Source organism: Arthrobacter sp. CAN_A6, from assembly GCF_015751715.1.
Taxonomy (GTDB): Bacteria; Actinomycetota; Actinomycetes; order Actinomycetales; family Micrococcaceae; genus Arthrobacter_D.
This window is the reverse complement of sequence record NZ_JADOUV010000007.1, coordinates 130,788-151,840: the sequence shown is the minus strand read 5'-3', so window position 1 is coordinate 151,840 and position 21,053 is coordinate 130,788. Positions and strand designations below refer to the sequence as shown.

The following is a 21,053-nucleotide window of genomic DNA, read 5'->3' as shown; positions in this document are numbered from 1 at the left end:
GTACGAAGTAACGGTCCGCCCAAAGCCCGCAGGCCCACACGGAGTTTCCCTACCATGTTACGCGCTGCAGGAAGTCCCCGGTCACCCGGCTCACAGCCGGATCTGCCCATCTCCGTTCAGGATCCACTTCGTGGTGGTGAGTTCGGAAAGACCCATGGGGCCGCGGGCGTGCATCTTCTGGGTGGAAATGCCCACTTCGGCGCCAAGACCCAGTTCGCCGCCGTCGACGAAGCGGGTCGACGCGTTCACCAGGACGGCGGCGGAATCCACACCGGCAACGAAGGCCTCTGCGTTCTTGAGGTCGTTGGTGATGATGGCTTCGCTGTGGCCTGTGCTCCACTGCCGGATGTGCGCGAGCGCCTCATCGACGGAGTCCACTGTTGCTACCGCAAGGTCCAGGGCCATGTACTCACGGCCCCAGTCGTCATCGGTGACCGCCTGTACTGCGGCGTCCACCGGCAGCAACTGCGCGGTCCGCTCGTCGACGTGAAGCCGCACGCCGGCCTTCGAGAGGGCACGCAGCACCTCCGGTGCCGCCTGGGCGCCGGAGTGGATGAGGAGGGTTTCCACCGTGTTGCAGACGCTCGGGCGCTGCGTCTTCGCGTTGAGCAGGATGTCGACGGCCATGTCCTCGTCGGCCGATTCGTCAACGAAGATATGGACGTTCCCCTCGCCGGTCTCGATGACCGGCACGGCGGCGTTCCGGACCACAGTCTGGATGAGGTCCCGTCCACCGCGCGGAATCAGCACGTCCACCCGCCCGCGGGCCCCCATCAGCACGTTGGCGCCATCCCTGCCGAACTTGTCGATGGTCTGGACGACGTCCGCCGGGAGGCCGTGCTCTCCGAGGGTATCCCGAAGAATCGCGATGAGGGCCGCGTTGGTATGGGCTGCAGCACTGCCGCCCCGCAGGATCACCGCGTTGCCGCTCTTGAGCGCCAGGCCCGCAATGTCGACCGTCACGTTGGGGCGTGCCTCATAGATGGCGGCGACAACCCCCAGCGGCACGCGGACCTGCCGCATGCGGATTCCGTTGGGGAGTGTCTGGGCTCGTACGGCGGAACCGACGGGATCGGGCAGTGCCGCCAGTTCCTCGAGCGCCGTGGCCAAGCCCTGAATGCGCTCGGGGGTGAGGGTCAGGCGGTCCAGGAGGTAGGCCGAAGTATCGTTGGCGCGTCCTGCGGCTATATCAAGCGCATTTGCCTCAAGGACGGCGGCCTGCCTCTGGACCAGGGCGACGGCGACAGCCTGGAGGACGCGATCCTTCCGGGCACGATTCGCCCGGCCGATCACGCGGGACGCCGCCCGGGAGCGGTCGGTGATACCGTACACCGCGGCAGTGAGGTCATCGGCGCCGGCAGCTGTAACGGATTCGGTACTGGTGTCGTTCGCTTTTCCTGTCATCAGATCAGTCATCCCTAAAGTCTAGCGAGCAATGGTGCCGCGCCTTCCGGCGGTCCGGCATAGAAGCCGCAGTGGAACTGCTAGAGAACCACCAGGTCATTGACATGGACGATCGAGCGCTCGTACTCATGGCCGAACTCCCGGGCGATATCGCCGGTCGAACGACCGAGCATACGGGGCAGCTCCACCGAGCTGTAGTTCACGAGCCCGCGGGCCACCACACGTCCCCTTCGGTCCACCATCTCCACCGGATCACCGGCTTCGAACGTCCCGGAGATCCGATCGATACCGGCCGGCAGGAGCGAGCGTCCGCCGTCGCCCACGGCGCGGGCTGCGCCGTCGTCGAGGATGAGGCTTCCATGGATCCGTGCGAGATGCGCGAGCCAGAGCAGCCGGATGGGCTGCCGCCGCCCGGTGGGGCTGAACCAGGTTCCGACGTCGTCGCCCGCCAGCGCCGCAGCCGCGTTCGCTGTCGACGTGACCAGCGCCGGAATGCCGGAGCTTGCCGCGATCGTCGCGGCCTCGACCTTCGTGACCATGCCGCCGGTGCCTACTCCGGCTTTGCCCGGCCGCCCGATCGTGACGTCCTCAAGATCCGCCGGCGAGTTCACCTCGGGGATCCGCAGCGCGCCATCCTTAGGGGGTCCGTCATAGAGGGCGTCGACGTCCGAGAGCAGAATCAGCGCGTCGGCCTTCACGAGGTGCGCGACCAGGGCTGCAAGGCGGTCGTTGTCCCCGAACCGGATCTCGTGGCTCGCTACTGTGTCATTCTCATTGACGATGGGAACGACACCGAAATTCAGGAGCCGCTCCAGAGCCCGGTGGGCATTGGCGTAGTGGGTGCGGCGGATGAGGTCCTCGACCGTCAGGAGCACCTGGCTCACCGTTACCCCGTGGGCGCCGAACGCTTCGGTGTAGCGCGCCATCAAAAGCCCCTGGCCGACACTCGCGGCGGCCTGCTGGGAGGAGAGCTGCGTGGGCCGCCGCGGCAGGCCCAATGGGGCGAGACCCGCCGCGATCGCACCTGAGGAAACGAGGATGACCTCCGTTCCGGCGTTCCTCCGGTGCGCGAGGACGGTGGAGAGCCGTGTCAGCGCGTCCTCGGAGATGCCGCCGGAAACCGACGTCAGGGAGGAGGATCCGACTTTCACGACGATGCGCCCGGCCTCGGTCAGGCCGGCGCGGTTCACCAGGGGTTTTACGGCGTTCATTAGTCCCTTCAGTCTTGGTCCTCGGCGTCGACCGGCACGGCGGCCGGTACTGGCTTCTTCCGGTTGTTCACGGACTCGGTCCAGATGCCGGCCTTGCGGTCGGCCTCGAGGTCGGCCCTCGCCGCCGCCTTGGCGTCCTTGCGCTCCTGGTACTCCTCGCGCTTCTGCTCGCGCGTGGGGCGGTCGTACTCCGCGAGGCGGAGGTCGCTGCCGCGCGGTCCGGCCAGAAGCTCGGCGCCGCCCATCATGGTCGGCTCCCAGTCGAAGACGACGCCGTCGCCCTCGCCGATGACCACGGTCTCGCCCGGCTTTGCGCCGGCCTTGAAGAGTTGCTCCTCGACGCCGAGCTTCGCGAGCCGGTCGGCGAGGTAGCCGACGGCCTCGTCGTTGGTGAAATCGGTCTGCTTCACCCAGCGCTCGGGCTTCTCACCCAGGATGCGGAACAGGGGAAGGGCGTCCTTCTCCTCGTTGCGGATCCGGAAGGCAGCCGCATTGACGCCGCGCGGGCGAAGAACCGGCGGCGCAACGGTCGGTGGCGTCGCCTTGACGGCGGCGCGGGCTGCCTCCACGATCTCCGCCATGGCGAAGCCGAGCTGGCGCAGGCCCTCGTGGCTCGAGGCGGAGACCTCGAACACGCGGTAGCCGCGGGCTTCGAGTTCGGGCCGGACGAAGCCGGCCATGTCCTTGCCGTCCGGCACGTCGACCTTGTTGAGGGCGATCAGGCGCGGCCGTTCGTTCAGGGGGACGACGTCGCCGTCGGGCCCGGCGAAGCTCATGTCCACCGTGTACTTCTCGAGCTCCTGCTCGATGACCGTGAGGTCCGCGAGCGGATTTCGGTCGGCTTCGAGCGCGGCGCAGTCGAGCACGTGCACCAGGGCTGCGCACCGCTCGACGTGGCGGAGGAAATAGTGCCCCAGTCCCTTGCCTTCGCTTGCACCTTCGATCAGGCCGGGAACGTCGGCGATCGTGAACCGGGTGTCGCCGGCCTGCACGACACCGAGGTTGGGGACGAGGGTGGTGAAGGGGTAATCGGCGATCTTGGGCCGGGCGGCGGACATCGCAGCGATCAGGCTGGACTTGCCTGCCGAGGGGAAACCGACCAACGCGATGTCGGCGATGGACTTGAGTTCGAGGACGACGTCCCGCTCGTCGCCGGGGATACCGAGCAGGGCGAATCCGGGGGCCTTGCGCTTCTGCGAGGACAGCGATGAGTTGCCGAGACCACCCTGACCGCCGGCTGCGGCGACGAATTCCGTTCCTTCGCCCACCAGGTCGGCGAGCAGCTCGCCGTCCTTCGTCTTGACCACGGTGCCGTCGGGCACGGGGAGGACCAGTGTTTCGCCGGTCTTTCCGCCGCGCCAATCGCCCATGCCGTTGCCTCCGTTGGTGGCATGGCGGTGGGGCGCGTGGTGGTAGTCGAGCAGCGTGGTCGTCTGACTGCTGACGCGCAGGATCACGTTGCCGCCGTCGCCGCCGTTGCCGCCGTCGGGCCCGCCGAGGGGCTTGAACTTCTCGCGCTTGACGGACACGCACCCGTGACCGCCCGTACCGCCGGAAACGTGCAGGACTACCCGGTCAACGAAGCTGGCCACGTTGATCTCCTTCTAAAATGCTTCACTTACCGGTCTGGGCCGGCTTAAAAAAAGGTGGGGCGAGCCTAAGCGGCTCACCCCACCCGAATGCTTGGTGCATACTGCGCTGGGAGTAGGAACTACTCGGCTGCGGCACCGACAATGTTGACGACGCGGCGTCCGCGGCGGCTACCGAATTCAACGGCGCCTGCCTCGAGAGCGAACAGCGTGTCATCCCCGCCGCGGCCGACATTGGCGCCCGGGTGGAAGTGGGTTCCGCGCTGGCGGACGATGATTTCGCCTGCCTTGACTACCTGGCCGCCGAAGCGCTTGACGCCGAGGTACTGCGCGTTTGAATCGCGGCCGTTGCGAGTGGAACTCGCACCCTTCTTATGTGCCATGAGTTATGCCTGCCTTCGCTGGAGATGTTTGACCGACCGGTAACCGCGAGGGGTTACGCGATGCCTGTGATTTTGACTCGGGTCAGTTCCGAACGGTGACCCTGGCGCTTCTTGTAGCCGGTCTTGTTCTTGAACTTCTGGATGACAATCTTCGGGCCACGAAGATTCTCGACGATCTGGGCAGTAACAGTGACCTTCTCGAGGTCTGCTGCTGCTGAAGTAACCTTGTCGCCGTCTACCAGAAGGAGGGCAGGCAGCGCAAAGGTGCTTCCTGCCTGACCGGTGACGCGGTCAAGGGTAACTAGGTCTCCGACGGAAACCTTTTCTTGGCGGCCGCCTGCGCGGACAATCGCGTACACCACTTGGGAACTCACTTCTCTCGACAATGCTTGACTTCTTATGTACAAAACTGGTTTGCGCCCTGTCGCTGGCATCCATTCAAGGATGCGTTCGCTGGCCATGTCGACGCTGTGCTGATACGCCCCGGACATACCGGTTGGAGGGCGCGTGCACCGAAGATCAAGATTACGCCAGAAGGGCGCGTTCCCGCAAATTAGCGGGCCCTCCCGGCGCGCCCGGACACCCGATACGTAGCTGGAGGCAGGAACCGGGGCGATACCGCCGCCCCGGTTCCTGGATCTGCTGTTATCGGACGCTACCGGTCCCCGTCACAGTTCAGAAGCCGGAACCCCGACCCCGAAGATGACGGGTTCGGCGCCTGACGCTGTCGGGCGGGGCGCCGGCTCGGCAGGCCGGGCCACGTGCCGGCCGCCCGCCGTCGACCCGTCCGGATCCGGTGCCGTACCGGAGCCCGCGACCAGAGTCTCGATGGCGGAACCCGCTGCCGATCCCTGCGCGCTGCTGGCCGCGCGGCGAGCCCGCTTGCGTCGAGGCGCAGGTGGGACCGCGCCGGTCTCCGATCCATCGAACGACGGCGAGGCGGGGCCGGAGGAGACACCCGCCGAAGCCCGGCCGGGGATCGAAGCCTCGGTGCCGCTCTGAGCGCCGTTCTTCGGAGCTGTTCCGGCACGGTCCGAGGAGGCACCGCTGCCGGGGGACGCGCCGTCGTTCGAGGACGTCCCTGTCTGGGCGCCCTCATCCGACGCCACCGGTGCGCGGTTGAAAGCAGCCGTCAGGCTGTCGAGGGTCAGCCGCGGCTCCTCCCCTGCTGGTGCGGGCCGGTTACCCTCCGCCCTCGGCAGGGTGACTGTCTCGCCGTTGATGGTCAGCACTGCCTCATTGACCTGCACTGTCGGTTCAGGCGCCGCATCCACGCCGTGCTCCTCGTGCGACGCGTGGGAAGCATGCGTCGCCGCAGCGATACTCGCGAACGCCGTCCTGGCCGCCTCGGCCTTCGCTGCGCGCTCCGGGTTGTCAGGCTGAGGGGCGGGAACGGGCACGGATTCCTCCGCCTGCGGCGCCGAACGGCCACGCGTCCGCTTGCGCTCGTTGCGCGACTGCTTCTCCTGGCGCGACTGCTGCTGTTGCTGGTTTTCCTGCGGCAATCCCTGACGACGGTGCTCCACCGGCTCCTCGTGGGTGACGACTCCGCTTCCTCCACAATGCTCGCAGTCCTCGCCGAAGACTTCGAGCAGTCCGGTGCCCATACGCTTCCGGGTCATCTGGACCAGGCCGAGTGAGGTGACCTCCGCGACCTGGTGCTTTGTGCGGTCACGGCCCAGGCACTCCACGAGCCGGCGCAGCACGAGGTCACGGTTTGCTTCGAGCACCATGTCGATGAAGTCGATCACGATGATGCCGCCGATGTCACGGAGCCGCAGCTGCCGGACCACTTCCTCGGCCGCCTCGAGGTTGTTCTTGGTGACGGTCTCCTCGAGGTTTCCGCCGCTGCCGGTGAACTTGCCGGTGTTGACGTCCACCACGGTCATCGCCTCGGTGCGGTCGATCACCAGGGACCCTCCGGACGGAAGGAACACCTTCCGGTCGAGCGCCTTCGAGATCTGTTCGTCGATGCGGCTGGCCGCGAAGATGTCCTCGTCCCCGGTCCACTTCTCGAGCCGGCCCACCAGGTCGGGAGCCACGTACATGACATACGCCTCGATGGTGTCCCATGCCTCTTCCCCTGAGACCACCAGTTTCGAGAAGTCCTCGTTGAAGACATCCCGCACCACCTTGATGGTGAGGTCCGGTTCGCCGTAGAGGAGCTCCGGGGCGAGGGTCTTCGTCGACGCAGAGGCGCCCTCGATCTGCTCCCACTGGGATCGCAGCCGGTTGATATCGTGCGTCAGCTCTTCCTCGCTGGCGCCCTCCGCCGCCGTGCGGACGATGACCCCGGCGTTCTCGGGCAGCCGGTCCTTGAGGATGCGCTTGAGCCGGTTGCGCTCGACGTCGGGCAGCTTGCGAGAGATGCCGGTCATGGAACCGCCCGGAACGTAGACCAGGTACCGCCCCGGAAGCGAGATCTGGCTGGTGAGCCGTGCGCCCTTGTGTCCTACGGGATCCTTGGTCACCTGTACCAGGACGGCGTCGCCCGACTTCAGGGCGAGTTCGATGCGGCGCGGTTGGCCGTCGAGGCCCGCGGCGTCCCAGTTCACCTCTCCGGCGTAGAGCACCGCATTGCGCCCGCGTCCGATGTCGACGAAGGCAGCCTCCATGCTGGGCAGCACGTTCTGGACCTTGCCCAGGTAGACGTTGCCGATCAGGGAGTCCTGCTGCGTCTTCGATACGAAGTGCTCCGCGAGGATTCCGTCCTCGAGCACTCCGATCTGGATCCTGTCGTCGCGCTGGCGGACCACCATCTGCCGGTCGACCGACTCGCGCCGGGCGAGGAATTCCGCCTCGGTGATGACCTGCCTGCGGCGCCCCGTGTCGCGGGACTCGCGCCGGCGCTGCTTCTTGGCTTCAAGACGCGTCGAGCCCTTGACACTGGTGACACTGTCCGACACCGGTTCGCTGCTCTGCCGCGGTGCGCGCACACGCGTTACGGTGTTGGGCGGGTCATCGTCCTCGCCGCCTGTCAGCTCCAGGTCCTGTTCGCCGCGGCGGCGGCGGCGACGGCGGCGTGACGTCACGCCGTTCGGCGACTCGTCCCCTGATCCGCGATCGGAATCCCGGTCCTCCGACCCGTCGGTGTCATCCCTGTCGGTGTCGCCCCTGGCTGAGGCGTTCCTGTCTGTGCCATTCCTGTCTGTGCTATTCCTGTCGGAGGAAGGAGCGTCCGCGCCATCGGCCCGGCCCCGCCCCCTGCTGCGGCGGCTTCGCCGCGGCCTGCGGCCCGAATCGTCGTCGCCGTCGTTGTCGTCATTATCGTCCTCGGCAGGATCCCCGGTGGGAGACGCAGCGACATTGACAGGCTGCACAGCGGCAGTGAGGTCGGGGGCATGGAAGAGCAGTGACAGGGGCGACTCCGGCAGAGCGAAGGGGTTGGCGTGGGAGGCCCGCGCCGGCTCTGCGCCCCGACCCGAATCGGCGGAAGGGTCCTGCGTGGCAGCGCCGCCACCCTCCGGAGTAGCGTCTCCGAGAACGGCATCGGCACTCGCAGCGCCGGCACCATCCGGAGCAGCGTCTCCGGGAACGGCGTCGGTGGTCACGTCGGGGTCTTCCGACGATGCTTCGACGGCGGTCCGACCGGCGGCAGCACGGCGGCTGCGGGCCACCCTCCGCGTCCGGGTGGACTTTTCGGCACCGGGGTCCACGTCTCCAGTGCTGTCGTCGTGACCGGCACCGGTCGTTTCGTCGGCGTTCGACGTCGGGGACGCAGCGTCGGCGGACGCGTCGGGCAGATTCTCCGGTTCGACGACGCTCACCGGTGCAGCGGGGCCGGCTTCGGCCGTGGCAGCACGGCGACGGGTCCTCGGAGCCTTGGCCTTCGGGGCGACGTCTGCAACGGCGGCCGGGGCGTCGGCTTCAGCGTTTGCCGGAGCGTCCGCCGGCGCCTCATCGGTCGCGGCTGATGGCGATGAAGCAGGCAGGTCGACGGACGGCACAGCACCGGCGTCGGCAGTCGGCTCTTCCGCCGGTTCCACCGCTGGCTTGCGTGAACGGGAGGCCCGCTTGCGCGGCGCCACTGGAACCGTGCCGTCGATGGCGCTTTCGTCGGCCGCGGAGCCGGTCGATTCCGGTCCGGTCCGGCCGGAGTCCCCGGTCGGGGTGGGCTCGAGGGGTGTGGGCTGAAGGACAGCGGGCGGAGCGCCGGCCGGCGAGCTTGCCTTGCGCCTCACCCGTGGCGCCCTCTTCGCGGGGGCAGCGGTGCCGGCCTCCTGCGCGTCCGCCGTTGCCGGCCCCGATCCTCCTTCAGGTTCGAAGGTCGGTTCGTTGATCTGTTCGCTTGGCTGCTGGTCAGTCTGGTTCATGGGTATACGGCTCCAGCCCTTGCGGCGCCGGCCACATCCAAGCACCCTCGGGGGCAGTATGTCGGCCTGCCGCGGGCATCTTCCCCGCGGCGGTCCGGAAGTCGTTGTCATTGCCATCCGAGGTCGCACCGGCAATGGGGTGCGGCATCACTCGAAGACCAGTGGCGCTTTTCCGACTTGACCGTCGAAATGGACGGAGAATCTGCGAGGCGGATTCCCGGCGGCCAGCCCCGATTGGAGACTGGCGATGCCGGGCGCATCGCCCGCAGAGCGGAAGCCTGTCACTGGACCAGCGGGGAAATGTGGGTTCCCCACCGACCACGGCAATTGTCTCACACCAGCATCGGGAACTCCGGTTAGGGTGGCGTCAGAGCGTCGGGAACTGGCCGGTCGCCGGCGCTTCCTGCCCGGCCAGGGGCCGCGCGACAGGTACCTTGGTGCCCAGCACCTGCGCGACGACGTCGTGGGTCACCTGCTGTGCGGTCAGCCCCACACGCTTCAGGACCTGGCTTCGTGAGCCGTGGTCGAGGAATTCGACCGGGAGGCCCACCTCGTTGAGCGCCGTGTCCACGCCCGCCGACCGCATTTCCTGCCGGATGCGGGATCCGACGCCGCCCGCACGGACACCGTCCTCGATGACGATCACGATCCGGTGCTCCGCCGCCATGCTGATCACCGATCGACGCACGGGCAGCACCCACCGCGGGTCGATCACCGTGGAGCTGATGCCCTGTGCTCCGAGGCGGTTCGACACGTCGAGGGCGAGCTCGCTCATGGCACCGACGCTGACGATCAGGACATCGTTCAGCCGAGACCCGGCGGGGCGGCGGAACAGGACATCCACGCCGTCGTCGAGCCGTTCAATCGCCTCGACCTCGGCGCCCACCGTGCCCTTCGAGTACCGCACCACGCTGGGTGCGTCCGAGATCTGCACGGCCTCCCGGAGTTCCTCGCGCAGCCGTGACGCGTCGCGCGGCGCGGCGAGGTGGAGTCCCGGCACTGCCTGCAGCAGCGACATGTCCCACATGCCGTGGTGGCTTGCACCGTCGGGTCCGGTGACCCCGGATCGGTCGAGCACGATCGTGACCCCGGCCTTATGGAGGGCCACATCCATGAGCAGCTGGTCGAAGGCCCGGTTCAGGAACGTCGCATAGAGGGCGATCACGGGATGGAGCCCACCGAACGCCATGCCTGCCGCGCTGGTCAGGGCGTGCTGTTCGGCGATGCCGACGTCGAACACGCGGTCCGGGTGACGCGCAGCGAACCGGTGCAGTCCAACGGGGATCAGCATGGCGCCGGTGATGCCGACGACGTCGGGGCGTTCGTCCGCGATGTCGGCGATCTCGTTCGCGAACACCGACGTCCAGGACTGCTTGCCGGCGGCGTCGACGGGCTCACCGGTCTCGGGGTCGATGATGCCGACGGCGTGGAACTGGTCGGCCTCATGGGCCCGCGCGGGTGCGTACCCGTGGCCCTTCTCGGTGATCATGTGCACGATGACCGGTCCCTCGTAATTCCGCGCGAGGTGGAGCGCCTGCTCCACGGCACCGAGGTCGTGCCCGTCCACGGGTCCCACATACTTCATGCCGAGGTCCTCGAAGAGGCCCTGCGGGGCCCACCAGTCCTTGACGCCCTTCTTCATGGCGTGGAGGCTCTTGTAGCCGAATTCCCCCACCGGACCACCATTCTGCAGGCGGCCCTTGAACCAGTCGAGGGTCCGCTCGTAGACGCGGTGCGTCCGCACGGAGTCGAGGGCCGGGCGCAGCGACGCGAGGTAGTCGGCGACACCGCCGATGGTCGGAGCGTAGGAGCGGCCGTTGTCGTTGACCACGATCACCACGCGGCGCCGCTTGTCCGCGGCGATGTTGTTGATGGCTTCCCAGGCCATGCCGCCGGTCAGGGCGCCGTCGCCCACGAGGACCACTGTGTAGCGGTCGCCCTCACCATTGAGGACGCGGGCACGGGAGATGCCGTCGGCCCAGGACAGGGACGACGACGCATGGGAGCTTTCGACGACGTCATGCACCGACTCCGCCCGTGAGGGGTAGCCGGAAAGGCCGCCCTCCTGACGGAGTGTACTGAAATCCTGGCGACCGGTGACGAGCTTGTGCACATATGACTGGTGCCCGGTGTCGAAGATGACACTGTCGCGCGGCGAGTCGAAAACCCGGTGGATGCCGAGCGTCAGCTCTACCACCCCCAGATTCGGGCCGAGGTGCCCGCCGGTCCGGGATACGTTCGTCACGAGGAAGGTGCGGATCTCCTCGGCGAGGACGGTGAGCTGGTGCTCGGAAAGCCTGCTCAGGTCCTGAGGGCTGCGGATTGTTTCCAGAAGTCCCATCGGCGCCTCCTCCGTTCGTGTCCGCGGCGGAGACTCCGCCGATCATCTGCATTAATGATTCGCGTTAACTCTAACGTTCGGCACCACGGCAGGGTGCCATTGAATCCGCGCCCGACGTCGGAGGTCCTCCGACGCAGCCGGTTCAGGTGTGCGACGCAGGCGGGCGCTTATCCTGCAGGCGGGCTCAGCACTGCGAAGGACTCCATGTGGTGCGTGTGCGGATACAGGTCGAAAACCCTCAGCTGGTCGAGCGACCACCCGCGGGCAAGGAACAGGCCGAGGTCCCTGGCGAACGATGCAGGGTCGCATGAGACGTAACCGACGGCGCGGGGTTTCGCCTGGGCAAGCTGCGCGACGACGCGCTTTCCCGCCCCCGCCCGTGGGGGGTCGAGGAGCACCACATCGAGAGGCCCCTCCCAGGAGTCCAGCACGGTGTCCACCCTGCCCTCCACGATCGACACGTGGTCCTGTCCGTGGAGGTTGCGGCGGGCGTCCTTGCTCGTGCCGACGGAGCCCTCCACCGAAAGGACCGATCCGCCGCTGCCGACGGCCGCGGCAAGCGGAACGGTGAAAAGCCCTGCCCCTGCATACAGGTCGGCCGCCTTCTCCCCCGGAGTGACCTGAAGGCCGGCCAGCACCGCATCCACCAGCACCGACGGCGCGCCACGGTGGATCTGCCAGAACCCGGCACCCGTCACCCGGTAGTCGGAATCGCCGACTCGCTCCTGCAGCCAGGTGCGCCCGGTGATGCGTTGCGCACGCCCGGATTCGACGTCGAGCACTGCCACCGATGCGCCCTTGAGTTGCGCAGCGATGGCTGCAGGACGCCGGGCCGGCGTGCCGGCCGCCGGCACGAGGAGCACCAACGGCACCCCTCCTCCCGAACCGGCCGCAACGTCGACGCGGTCCATTCCCGAGAAGTCGATCTTCCACAGCCCGAGGGCGTTGATGGCGTTCACCGCAAGGGGCATCGAGGCAACGGCCACGAGGTCGCTGGACCGGTGGACGTGCATGGCGAGCCGGCCGGAGGCGGTGATTGCGAAGGCGGTGCGGGTACGCCAGCCGAGCCCGTCGGGGGACTCGGTGGGTGCTGCTTCCACCTCGACGGGATGCTCGACCCCGGCAAGGCGCGACAGCTGCTCGGTGAAGATCTCACCCTTGAGCCGGCGCTGCTCCGCGAGGGCGATGTGCCCGAACTCGGCCCCGCCCACCGGCGCCTGGCCCCGCGCTGCGCTCTTGAGTGAGTCGGCCAGCGGCCAGGGGTGGGCCACCCGGTGCCGCGATGGCTCAAGGACCTCGACGGCGTCACCACGCCAGAAGCTGGCGTCGTCGTCCTGCTCGGTCAGCCGGACCCGCACCGTCTCCCCCGGCAGCGCGTGCCGGACGAAAACCACCCGCCCGTCGATCCGTGCCACGAAATGGCCGCCGTGCGCGGGGCGTTCGATCCGGGTTTCGAGCACCGGGGAGCCGTCGAAGGGCAGGGAGTCAGGGGTGGACTGCTGCGGAGCTGGAGTGTCGGATACGGAAGTCATTGCCTCTACTTAAGGTTCTGGAAGTTCTGGTTGGCATCGGATGACGCCAGCTGCCAGGGAACGCTGGCCACCATCACCCCCGGAACGAAGTGGAGGCGAGTCTTGATGCGCAGTGCCGTCTGGTTGTGGACGAGCTGCTCCCACCATCTGCCCACCACGTACTCGGGGATGTAGACGACGATGAGGTCCCGCGGGGAGTCCCGGCGCATCGTGCGGATGTATTCGAGGATGGGCGTGATGGTGTCGCGGTAGGGCGAGGCGAGAACCGTGATGGGAACGGGGATCTCGAATCTCTCCCAGTCCTCAAGGGTACGCCGTGTCTGCTCGGGATCGACGTCCACGATGACGGCATCGAGCTTGGACGGGCGGGAGGCACGCGCGAAGGCGAGCGCCCGCAGCACGGGTTTGCGGACATGCGAGACGAGCAGGACGGCGTGGACGCGCGAAGGAAGCGCACGGAGCCTCACGGCGTCGTCGATGGCGAGCTCCTCGGCGACGGCGTCGTAGTGTCGCTTGATCCCGCGCATCGACACGAACAGCACAGCCATGGCCAGCAGGGCGATCCACGCACCGAACTCGAACTTCGTCACGAGGACCACCACGAGGACCGCCGCGGTGAGGACGAAGCCGAGCGTATTGATGGCCCGTGACTTCTGCATCCGCCGCCGCTCGGGCTTGTCGACAGTGCTGCGCAGGTTCCGGGTCCAGTGTTTGATCAGCCCGAGCTGGCCCACGGTGAAGGAGACGAAGACGCCCACGATATAGAGCTGGACGAGCGCGGTGACGTCGGCCCGGAAGATCAGGATGAGCACGGCCGCGCCGAGCCCGAGGGCCAGGATGCCGTTGCTGAAGGTGAGGCGGTCACCGCGCGTGCGCAACTGGCGGGGAAGGTAGCCGTCGGCCGCGAGGATCGACGCGAGGACCGGGAAGGCAGTGAACGCGGCATGACCCGCGAGCAGGAGGATCAGGGCGGTCGCAGCGACAACGAGGTAGAAGGGCACGGAGTCGGCGGAGAACACGGTGGACGCGAGCTGGCTGAGAACCGGGTGCTGGATGTACTCCCCCGCGACAGGCCGGCCGTCCAGCAGGAGCTGCGCGGCCGGGTCCTGCACCACATGGACCCTGGCGGCATTGGCGAGGTAGATGACGCCCGCGAGCATTGCCGCTGACACGACTCCGAGCACGAGGAGCGTCGACGCGGCGTTGGGGCCTTTGGGTGCCTGGAAACTCGGCACGTTGGAGCCCGGCCCCTCGACGCCGGTAAGCGCTGCCGCTCCGGCGGAGAAGGCCCGCAGTACCAGCAGTGCCCCCGCCAGGCCGACCAGACCGGCATCGAAGGCCGGGTCCGGAATGATCTCGAACCTGGCGCTGGGGGCTTCCCGCAGGGTTCCGGCGAGCACCTGGACAAGACCTGTCAGGCACAGGCCGGCGACTGCTGCCAGGAAGATGTAGGTGGGAACGGCCCTCGCCCGCGCTCCGCCGACCGACCCCCTCAGGTTGAGCAGGACCAGGACCGCCACCCCGGCAACCGCGAGCGGCACCCGGAATGCCACGAGGCCCGGCGCCAGCGCCACGAGGTATTGTGCCGCTGCGGAGACGGATACCGTGACGGTCAGGACGTAGTCGACCATGAGGGCAGAGGCCACAGTGGCCCCGGCCCGCGGACCGAGGTTCCGTTTGGCGATCTCGTAGTCGCCGCCGCCCGTCGGGTAGGCGCGCACTCCCTGCCGATAGGACGCGATCACCACCAGCAGGACCACGATCACCGCCAGCCCCACCCACGGGGAAACGGCGACGGCGGCAACTCCGGCGAGGGCAAGGGTGAGGAGGATCTCGTCCGGTGCGTAAGCCACCGACGAGAAGGCGTTGGCGGAGAACACCGGCATGGCCAGCCATCGCGGCAGGCTGCGCTGCCGCAGCCGGTCACTGGCGAACGGCTTGCCCACCAGCACCCGCTTGACGGCCTCGAAAAAAGTCAGCACAGCCCACAGACTAGCGCGTTTGGGCCCGCTCCAACCCATTAGGCTTGAGGCAGGTGGCGGCAGCCGGAACGGTCCGGATGGCCGCCGCACAACGCAGCAGACAGGGGTGCCCTCGGTGGCTCATTTCGTGATCATGGGGTGCGGCAGGGTAGGCGTCAGCCTGGCCCATACGCTCGACGAGTCCGGCCATACGGTCGCCATAATCGACCAGGACGACCGCGCGTTCCGCCGGTTGCGTGGCTCCTTCGGAGGCAGGAGGGTCACCGGGGTGGGCTTCGACCGCGACACGCTCAAGCAGGCCGACATCGAAAAAGCCTATGCCTTCGCCGCCGTCTCCAGCGGCGACAATTCGAACATCCTGGCCACGCGGGTGGCCCGTGAGACCTTCCACGTGCCCCACGTGGTAGCGCGCATCTACGACCCGGGGCGCGCGGAGATCTACCAGCGCCTCGGCATTCCCACCGTCGCCGCGGTGCGCTGGAGCGCCGATCAGGTGCTGCGGCGGATCCTGCCGGAGCAGAGCATCAACGGCGATTTCCGCGAGACCTCGGGCCGGCTGATCCTTGGCGAACTGGCTCTCGACGATGCCTGGTTGGGCCGTTCCCTCCGGGACATCGAGTCGGCCGGCGGTGTCCGCATCGCCTACCTGACGCGCTTCGGCGAGGGCATCCTTCCGTCCGAGGAAACCAGCTACCAGCAGGGTGACATCCTCCACGCGATGATGAAGACGACGGCGACCGACGAGATTGCGCGCGTGCTCGCCAAGGGACCGCAGGAGGAGGACGAATGAGAGTGGTAATTGCCGGGGCGGGAAGTGTCGGCTCGTCCATCGCCCGGGAACTCCTGTCCAACAAGCACGAAATCCTGATGATCGACGAGAAGCCCGAGGCGGTCGGGCGCAGCGGCCTCAAGGGAGCGACGTGGCTCATCGGCGACGCCTGCGAGCTCACGACGCTCAAGGACGCACGGTTGGACGAGGCGGACGTCGTGGTCTCCGCAACCGGTGATGACAAGGTGAACCTCGTGGTGTCGCTGCTGGCCAAGAGCGAGTTCGGAGTAGGCCGCACCGTGGGGCGTGTCAATAATCCGAAGAACGACTGGATGTTCGACGATTCCTGGGGCGTGGACGTCGCTGTCAACACACCGCGCCTCATGACAGCGCTCGTCGAAGAGGCCGTGGAGATCGGCGACCTCGTGAGGCTTCTGACGCTGCAGGCCGGGGTGTCGTCCATCGTCGAGTTCACGGTGCCGCAGGACTCGCCGCTGGTAGGCCATACCGTGGGCTCCATCTCGCTCCCCGAGGACTGCGCGGTGGTGGCGATCCTGCGCGACGACGCCCCCATCACTCCGAGCCCCGACGACGTGGTGGAAGCGGGCGACGAAGTGTTCTTCCTTGCGGCGATAGCGGCGGAGGACGCGCTGCGCCTCGCGCTCTCGGCACGGGAGGGAGCGCGGGAAGTGGACGAGCCTGAGAGCGCGCCGCCTGATCCCAGCGGTTCCTCAGCGGTGCTCTGACGGAACGGGTGGTTTGGAGATCAGCCACGCGAACCACAAACCGAGGGCGTAGAGCGGCAGGCCCATGGCCACGCGCATCGATCCAAGTGCCGCGATGTTCTCCGCCAGATACAGCGGAAGCTGCACTGCCAGCCGGAGGGCCAGCACCGCCACGAGAATCCAGGTTGCCGCCGCGTAGGCCCGGACGCGGCGGGAGTCCTTCCGCCATTCGACCCCTTCACCACGGAGGAAGCCGAACAGCAACCCGGCGAAGGGCCAGCGAACCGCGATCGAGATGACCATCGCCACGATGTAGGCACCGTTGACGTAGAACCCGGGCAGGAAGAAGTCCTCGGCGTTTCCGGTGCGAAGCGCCACGAAGGCACAGATCGCCACGCCGATGAGTCCCGACAGTGCCTGGGTGAGAGGCTTGCGGGACACCAGCCGGATTGCCGAGAACACTGCGGCGGAGGCGAGCGCGGCGATGAGCGACACGGTGAGATCGCGTGTGATGGTGAAGAGCACGGTGAACACGAGCCCGGGGATGACGCTCTCGGCGAGGCCCTGCTTGCCGCCGATCGAGGACAGCACGTCGATCTGCCCGGCGGCATCGCGCCTGACGCCCGAGGAGGCGGCGTACTGCGATGCGAAACCGGCGGCGCCGGGTGCACCGGTGCCGGGAACGCTCTCCGTGGTGTCGTGCTGGTTCTCATTGTCCGGGTTCTCGTCGTTCTCGTGCTTCTTCAACGTGTCGCGCCTGTCCACTAGTGTTCCTCCGGCCGTCCGATGATCTCGTAGCGGGGATTGTAGATGGTGGGAACCCCGTCCACCTGGCTCGCCATCCCTTCGAAGGCCAGCTCGACACCGGCCACAATGCCCGGCACGCGCCGCTGACCCATCCAGACGAGCCGGATGCGCACCGCGGGCGAACCCGCAACGCCGGAAAGCTTCACGATCGCCGCGAACTGGGGTGCGCTCGTCGTCGGCTGGATGGTGACGCGGTCGATGAAGCCGCGGCCGCCGAAGCGCCCCCTGGCCGCGGGAGCCGGCGAACCAGCAGTCGAGCGATGCGACGCAGCCCGAAAACCAGGCACCAACCGCTACCTGATCTCGGTGATCTCGGGGCCGCGCTCGAGGGGGTTGAGGTCCGGGCGGGCAGGTGCTGGTGGAGGCGGCGTCGTCTGCGCGTCCTTGGGCAGCCGTAGCGGCAGGAGCTCCCGCGGGGGCAGCGGATGATCGCCGCGCACCACCACGACGCTGCGGAAGAGCGCTTCGACGGGAGCCGCATTGTCGGCGTCGATCGCCGCGCGTCCTCCGAAGACACCCCGAAGGAACCATCGTGGACCGTCCACACCGACGAATCGCGCCACACGGTGACCCGGCTGGCCGTCGGGCAGTTGCGCCGGCAGCTTCGCCATCAGTTCAGTGCCGAACGTTCCGTTCTTCTCCTCGACGGTTCCGCCCTGTGATCCGACCGACAGTCCGATCTGCTCGCGGATGTCGTCCCAGATGCCTCCGGTACGCGGAGCGGCGAACGCCTGCAGCTGGAGAGTGGAACCGTTGAGGTCCAGCGTCACGGCGATGACGCGCTTGGTTTTCTCCTCGACCTCCAACCGGAGCTGAAGGCCTTCTGCCGCACCGATGCGGAGCGCACCGAGATCGATATAGCCGTCGAGCGCTTCCTTCTCGGTGGAATCGAACGGGCCGCCGTCGCGGATGAATGCGGCGCTGACCACTTCCGCCCCGGCGTCGGCCTTCACCGCGTCTCCTGCGTCTGCTGCCTGCCCGTCGGCGGGTTCCGCAGCCGCCTCGTCCTGCTTGTTCTTCTTCAGGCGCCCAAAAACCATGAGTGGGTTCCTTTCCCTTGACGATTGTGTCCTCGATGCTGGGTGCACGCCATCCGGTGCGCACCATGAAACAGGGTGAAAATCATGTCCGGCTGCTCTCGTCCCTCCGGAACCGGTCCTGTTCGGCGGGGGACCCGGTGCCCGCTGTGAAACCGCCCGTCGAACCGAATCCGCCCGCGCCCCTGACCGACTGCGGCAACTCGCCGACCTGCTGGAATTCGGCGCGGGCCACCCGCTGGATGACCAGTTGGGCGATGCGGTCGCCTCGGGAGAGATGAACGGTGTTGCCGCGGTCGGTGTTCAGCAGGCAGACCTTGATCTCGCCGCGGTAGCCGGCGTCCACGGTGCCGGGTGCGTTGACGATCGTGAGCCCGTGCCGCGCGGCGAGTCCCGAGCGGGGATGGACGAAGCCTGCATACCCCTCGGGCAGCGCGATGGCGACACCCGTGGGGACGAGGAGCCGCTCCCCCGGCGCGAGGGAGACATCCACCCGGCTGCAAAGGTCAGCGCCGGCGTCTCCGGGCGTGGCATAGGCCGGAACCTCGAGGCCGTCGTCGAGCATTCGAATTTGGACCGGCAGGTCCTCTTGTGTGTCAGGCACCAGCGTCTCCAACAATCGGGGTCTAGGCAATCGGGTCTCATCCCAGGTGGGGATTGTGCGCACCCGCAGCTTTCGCTCCTCACCACCGGAACACCCGGTCCGCCGGGCCCGCGGCAGGTACAGGAAATTACTTTAGCCTCTTTGGCTTACCGTCGCCTGATGGCCGGGATGAAACCCGCTGGAAAAGGTGGAATGGTTGGAGCATGCCAACCGCCGCAGAAGGATCCGCCGACGTCGTCCTCTACGAGGAGAAGCTGTGGCCGTCCCCGTGGATCTGGCTCATAGCGGCGGGAGTCTCCAGCGCCGCGATCGTGACGTTCGCGCCGATCGACATCAGCATCGGTTACGTCGCCGCCGTAGTTCTGGCCGGAATCATCACGACCCTGCTCATCCTCTCCACCCCGCGCATCGCGGTGACACGATCGACGCTGACGGTCGGACGGGCCACCATCGAGCGGCGCTACCTGGGATCCGTGGAGCTGTACCGAGGGGAGGACGCCACCCGTGAACGCGGCACTTCGCTTCACGGGCTGGCCTACCTATGCATCCGGGGCTGGATCTCCCCGGTCGTGAAGATCGAGGTGGTCGATCCCGAAGACCGGACCCCCTACTGGCTCACCTCCACCCGGAAACCGGAGAAGCTCGTGGCGGCGCTGGCCTCCTGAGCGGACCCCTCCGGCTCAGCCCCGACAGTCCAGGCAGTAGAGCAGGCCGCCTTCGTGCTCCGCGATCTGGGAGCGGTGCCGCACCAGGAAACACGACGAGCACGTGAATTCGTCGGCCTGGGCCGGCAGGAACTCGACCACCGGTTCATCGCCCGACATATCGGCGCCCGGCAACTCGAAAGAATCGGCTGCTTCAATCTCGTCCTCATCGATCACCGGGGACTGGTCTGTCATCAGTTTTCCTGCCGCCTCTCTTTTGTCCTGCCATTGGAGTCCAGCATTATTGTTCAGCATTTCCGCCGTAATCCACACCGTGGCGCCAGTTCCGCGCCACGCCACCGGGTGTAGTAGGAATGGGAGCCATTCAATGGCACAGTTTCACCTAGAGAAAACTGTCGGCTGGAGGATTGAATGCAGGAGCTACGTCTGGTGGGCGTCCATGAGAATGGTGCACACCTGCTGCTCAGCGGCGACGAGGGCACCACTTTCCGCCTGCCGATCAACGAAGCGTTGAGGATCGCGAGCACACGGCCGTCGACCCGTGTTGCCCCGCTCCCTCCGACCAATGGACAGGCGACCGTGCATTTCACCCCCAAGGACATCCAGGCACGCATCCGCAGCGGTGCAAGCGCCGAGGAAGTGGCCGCCGAATCGGGCCTCGAACTCGATCACGTCCTCCGGTACGAGGGGCCCATCCGCGCGGAGCGTGACTACATGGCGTACCTCGCCCAGCGCGTCGAGGTGGCCTCCCCCGTGCCCTTCCACGACGGCTACCGCTCTGCGTTCGGCAACAACCCGGCACAGCTCGGCGACATGGTCGCGTTCCGCCTACAGGCCTACGGGATCGACCCGGCCGGCGTCGACTGGGACTCGTGGAGGCGGGCCGACGGCGTGTGGCTCGTGGTGGCGCGCTTCGCGCTACCCGAAGGCAGCACCGTGTCCATCGGTGAGGACCCTCCCGCACAGTGGACCTTCAATCCGACGCGCCGCATCCTCACCAATGCGAACCGCTGGGCGCAGGTTCTCAGCGAGCTCGAACCGCTCGACGGACCGCTTCCGGCGCGCCGGCTCAGCGCCGTCGCGGACCGCGTCTTCGACTTCGAAGCGGAGAAGGACGACGACGGCCCCTCGGCGGGTTCCGACCCCGACGGCCTCCTCGACGTCCTGAGGTCCCGTCGCGGCCAGCGCCTCGGCGCTGACGAGGAGGGCGACGACGCACTGGCCGAACTCCTCACTAGGGGCAGCATCCCCGCCGCCCACCCGCGGAATGAAGCGGATGACCGCGACTCCGGGGACAATGCCCCGGACCACGCCGCCGCCGAGTCGACGCCTGCCGGGCTCGGACTGGCCCCGGCGCTGCCGGCGGACGACGACAACGGAACACGCCACGAGGACGGCAGCCCGAAACTGTACGACGGGGTCAGCACGGATACCCGCGAGATCAGCATTTTCGCCAGGCCGGCAGGGTCCGGACGGGACGGCGGAAGGTCCGGGTCGGGACCGGCGGCACAGGTAGGCCCGCACGACGAGGCAAAGCCTTCCGAGGAACCGCAGACCCAGAAGAATCAGGGAGTGGCACCCGGCAGGACCGATGAGCCGGCGGACCGCCGCAACAAGCCGAAACGGTCAAGCGTCCCGAGCTGGGACCAGATCGTGTTCGGGACGAAGGGCGACTAGCCCCTGGGCTGTGT

The 21,053-nt window shown here is 67.6% G+C and carries 18 protein-coding genes; 4 read left to right on the top strand and 14 right to left on the bottom strand.

Annotated elements, in window-relative coordinates:
* Nucleotides 1-90: 90 nt before the first annotated feature.
* The 9 genes from IWX75_RS12710 to IWX75_RS12670 form a co-directional block, all read right to left on the bottom strand.
* Nucleotides 91-1,404: a glutamate-5-semialdehyde dehydrogenase gene (locus IWX75_RS12710; RefSeq protein ID WP_334684338.1), complete on the bottom strand. Its 1,314-nt coding sequence runs from the start codon at nucleotides 1,402-1,404 to the stop codon at nucleotides 91-93.
* A gap of 80 nt (nucleotides 1,405-1,484) precedes the next feature.
* A complete protein-coding gene (proB, locus tag IWX75_RS12705) occupies nucleotides 1,485-2,615 on the bottom strand; it encodes a glutamate 5-kinase (protein ID WP_196822603.1) in 1,131 nt (376 codons plus the stop codon).
* 8 nt (nucleotides 2,616-2,623) lie between these two features.
* Nucleotides 2,624-4,207 (bottom strand): GTPase ObgE, encoded by a 1,584-nt coding sequence (obgE, locus tag IWX75_RS12700; protein ID WP_196822602.1) that lies wholly within the window; start codon nucleotides 4,205-4,207, stop codon nucleotides 2,624-2,626.
* A 119-nt stretch (nucleotides 4,208-4,326) separates the two neighbouring features.
* Nucleotides 4,327-4,587: a 50S ribosomal protein L27 gene (gene rpmA / locus IWX75_RS12695; protein ID WP_026531863.1), complete on the bottom strand. Its 261-nt coding sequence runs from the start codon at nucleotides 4,585-4,587 to the stop codon at nucleotides 4,327-4,329.
* 53 nt (nucleotides 4,588-4,640) lie between these two features.
* Complete coding sequence (gene rplU, locus IWX75_RS12690) at nucleotides 4,641-4,949, bottom strand: 50S ribosomal protein L21 (protein ID WP_026531864.1); 309 nt, start codon at nucleotides 4,947-4,949, stop codon at nucleotides 4,641-4,643.
* A gap of 306 nt (nucleotides 4,950-5,255) precedes the next feature.
* The gene (locus tag IWX75_RS12685) at nucleotides 5,256-8,900 is read right to left on the bottom strand and encodes an Rne/Rng family ribonuclease (RefSeq protein WP_196822601.1); all 3,645 of its coding nucleotides are present in this window, start codon (nucleotides 8,898-8,900) and stop codon (nucleotides 5,256-5,258) included.
* A 367-nt stretch (nucleotides 8,901-9,267) separates the two neighbouring features.
* Nucleotides 9,268-11,241 (bottom strand): 1-deoxy-D-xylulose-5-phosphate synthase, encoded by a 1,974-nt coding sequence (dxs, locus tag IWX75_RS12680; protein WP_196822600.1) that lies wholly within the window; start codon nucleotides 11,239-11,241, stop codon nucleotides 9,268-9,270.
* 167 nt (nucleotides 11,242-11,408) lie between these two features.
* The gene (locus IWX75_RS12675) at nucleotides 11,409-12,773 is read right to left on the bottom strand and encodes a class I SAM-dependent RNA methyltransferase (protein ID WP_196822599.1); all 1,365 of its coding nucleotides are present in this window, start codon (nucleotides 12,771-12,773) and stop codon (nucleotides 11,409-11,411) included.
* Between the two features lie 5 nt (nucleotides 12,774-12,778).
* Nucleotides 12,779-14,755, bottom strand: a complete 1,977-nt coding sequence (locus IWX75_RS12670; RefSeq protein ID WP_334684322.1) for an APC family permease — start codon at nucleotides 14,753-14,755, stop codon at nucleotides 12,779-12,781.
* 115 nt (nucleotides 14,756-14,870) lie between these two features.
* Between IWX75_RS12670 and IWX75_RS12665 the strand changes: the two genes are divergently transcribed.
* A complete protein-coding gene (locus IWX75_RS12665) occupies nucleotides 14,871-15,545 on the top strand; it encodes a potassium channel family protein (protein WP_196822597.1) in 675 nt (224 codons plus the stop codon).
* Nucleotides 15,542-16,270, top strand: coding sequence for a potassium channel family protein (locus IWX75_RS12660; RefSeq protein ID WP_334684321.1), 729 nt, complete (start codon nucleotides 15,542-15,544; stop codon nucleotides 16,268-16,270). The genes IWX75_RS12665 and IWX75_RS12660 overlap by 4 nt, the downstream gene beginning before the upstream one ends.
* Here the strand turns inward: IWX75_RS12660 and IWX75_RS12655 are convergent.
* From IWX75_RS12655 to dut, 4 genes are all read right to left on the bottom strand, one after another.
* A complete protein-coding gene (locus tag IWX75_RS12655) occupies nucleotides 16,256-17,014 on the bottom strand; it encodes a DUF3159 domain-containing protein (protein WP_334684320.1) in 759 nt (252 codons plus the stop codon). The two genes, IWX75_RS12660 and IWX75_RS12655, sit on opposite strands and share 15 nt — an antisense overlap.
* Nucleotides 17,014-17,343 carry a hypothetical protein gene (locus IWX75_RS12650; protein WP_196822596.1) on the bottom strand — a complete coding sequence of 110 codons (330 nt, stop codon included), beginning with the start codon at nucleotides 17,341-17,343 and terminating at the stop codon, nucleotides 17,014-17,016. The genes IWX75_RS12655 and IWX75_RS12650 overlap by 1 nt, the downstream gene beginning before the upstream one ends.
* 6 nt (nucleotides 17,344-17,349) lie before the next feature.
* Nucleotides 17,350-18,096 carry a DUF3710 domain-containing protein gene (locus IWX75_RS12645; RefSeq protein WP_196822595.1) on the bottom strand — a complete coding sequence of 249 codons (747 nt, stop codon included), beginning with the start codon at nucleotides 18,094-18,096 and terminating at the stop codon, nucleotides 17,350-17,352.
* A gap of 82 nt (nucleotides 18,097-18,178) precedes the next feature.
* On the bottom strand, nucleotides 18,179-18,697 hold the full coding sequence (dut, locus tag IWX75_RS12640; RefSeq protein WP_334684319.1) for a dUTP diphosphatase: 519 nt from the start codon (nucleotides 18,695-18,697) through the stop codon (nucleotides 18,179-18,181).
* A gap of 203 nt (nucleotides 18,698-18,900) precedes the next feature.
* Between dut and IWX75_RS12635 the strand changes: the two genes are divergently transcribed.
* Complete coding sequence (locus IWX75_RS12635; protein ID WP_196822594.1) at nucleotides 18,901-19,362, top strand: DUF3093 domain-containing protein; 462 nt, start codon at nucleotides 18,901-18,903, stop codon at nucleotides 19,360-19,362.
* Between the two features lie 15 nt (nucleotides 19,363-19,377).
* Here the strand turns inward: IWX75_RS12635 and IWX75_RS12630 are convergent, their stop codons facing one another.
* Nucleotides 19,378-19,656 (bottom strand): DUF4193 domain-containing protein, encoded by a 279-nt coding sequence (locus tag IWX75_RS12630; RefSeq protein WP_196822695.1) that lies wholly within the window; start codon nucleotides 19,654-19,656, stop codon nucleotides 19,378-19,380.
* A gap of 117 nt (nucleotides 19,657-19,773) precedes the next feature.
* Here IWX75_RS12630 and sepH point away from each other — a divergent pair, with 117 nt between their 5' ends.
* Entirely contained in the window at nucleotides 19,774-21,039 is a 1,266-nt protein-coding gene (gene sepH / locus IWX75_RS12625; protein WP_196822593.1) for a septation protein SepH, read from the top strand.
* The last annotated feature ends 14 nt before the right edge of the window (nucleotides 21,040-21,053 follow it).

Bases quoted from the DNA above. Each gene is read 5' to 3' on its own strand.
- IWX75_RS12710 (WP_334684338.1), bottom strand. From the start codon at position 1,404: ATGACAGGAAAAGCGAACGACACCAGTACCGAATCCGTTACAGCTGCC.
- proB (WP_196822603.1), bottom strand. From the start codon at position 2,615: ATGAACGCCGTAAAACCCCTGGTGAACCGCGCCGGCCTGACCGAGGCC.
- rpmA (WP_026531863.1), bottom strand. From the start codon at position 4,587: ATGGCACATAAGAAGGGTGCGAGTTCCACTCGCAACGGCCGCGATTCA.
- IWX75_RS12685 (WP_196822601.1), bottom strand. From the start codon at position 8,900: ATGAACCAGACTGACCAGCAGCCAAGCGAACAGATCAACGAACCGACC.
- dxs (WP_196822600.1), bottom strand. From the start codon at position 11,241: ATGGGACTTCTGGAAACAATCCGCAGCCCTCAGGACCTGAGCAGGCTT.
- IWX75_RS12675 (WP_196822599.1), bottom strand. From the start codon at position 12,773: ATGACTTCCGTATCCGACACTCCAGCTCCGCAGCAGTCCACCCCTGAC.
- IWX75_RS12660 (WP_334684321.1), top strand. From the start codon at position 15,542: ATGAGAGTGGTAATTGCCGGGGCGGGAAGTGTCGGCTCGTCCATCGCC.
- IWX75_RS12645 (WP_196822595.1), bottom strand. From the start codon at position 18,096: ATGGTTTTTGGGCGCCTGAAGAAGAACAAGCAGGACGAGGCGGCTGCG.
- IWX75_RS12635 (WP_196822594.1), top strand. From the start codon at position 18,901: ATGCCAACCGCCGCAGAAGGATCCGCCGACGTCGTCCTCTACGAGGAG.
- IWX75_RS12630 (WP_196822695.1), bottom strand. From the start codon at position 19,656: ATGCTGAACAATAATGCTGGACTCCAATGGCAGGACAAAAGAGAGGCG.
- sepH (WP_196822593.1), top strand. From the start codon at position 19,774: ATGCAGGAGCTACGTCTGGTGGGCGTCCATGAGAATGGTGCACACCTG.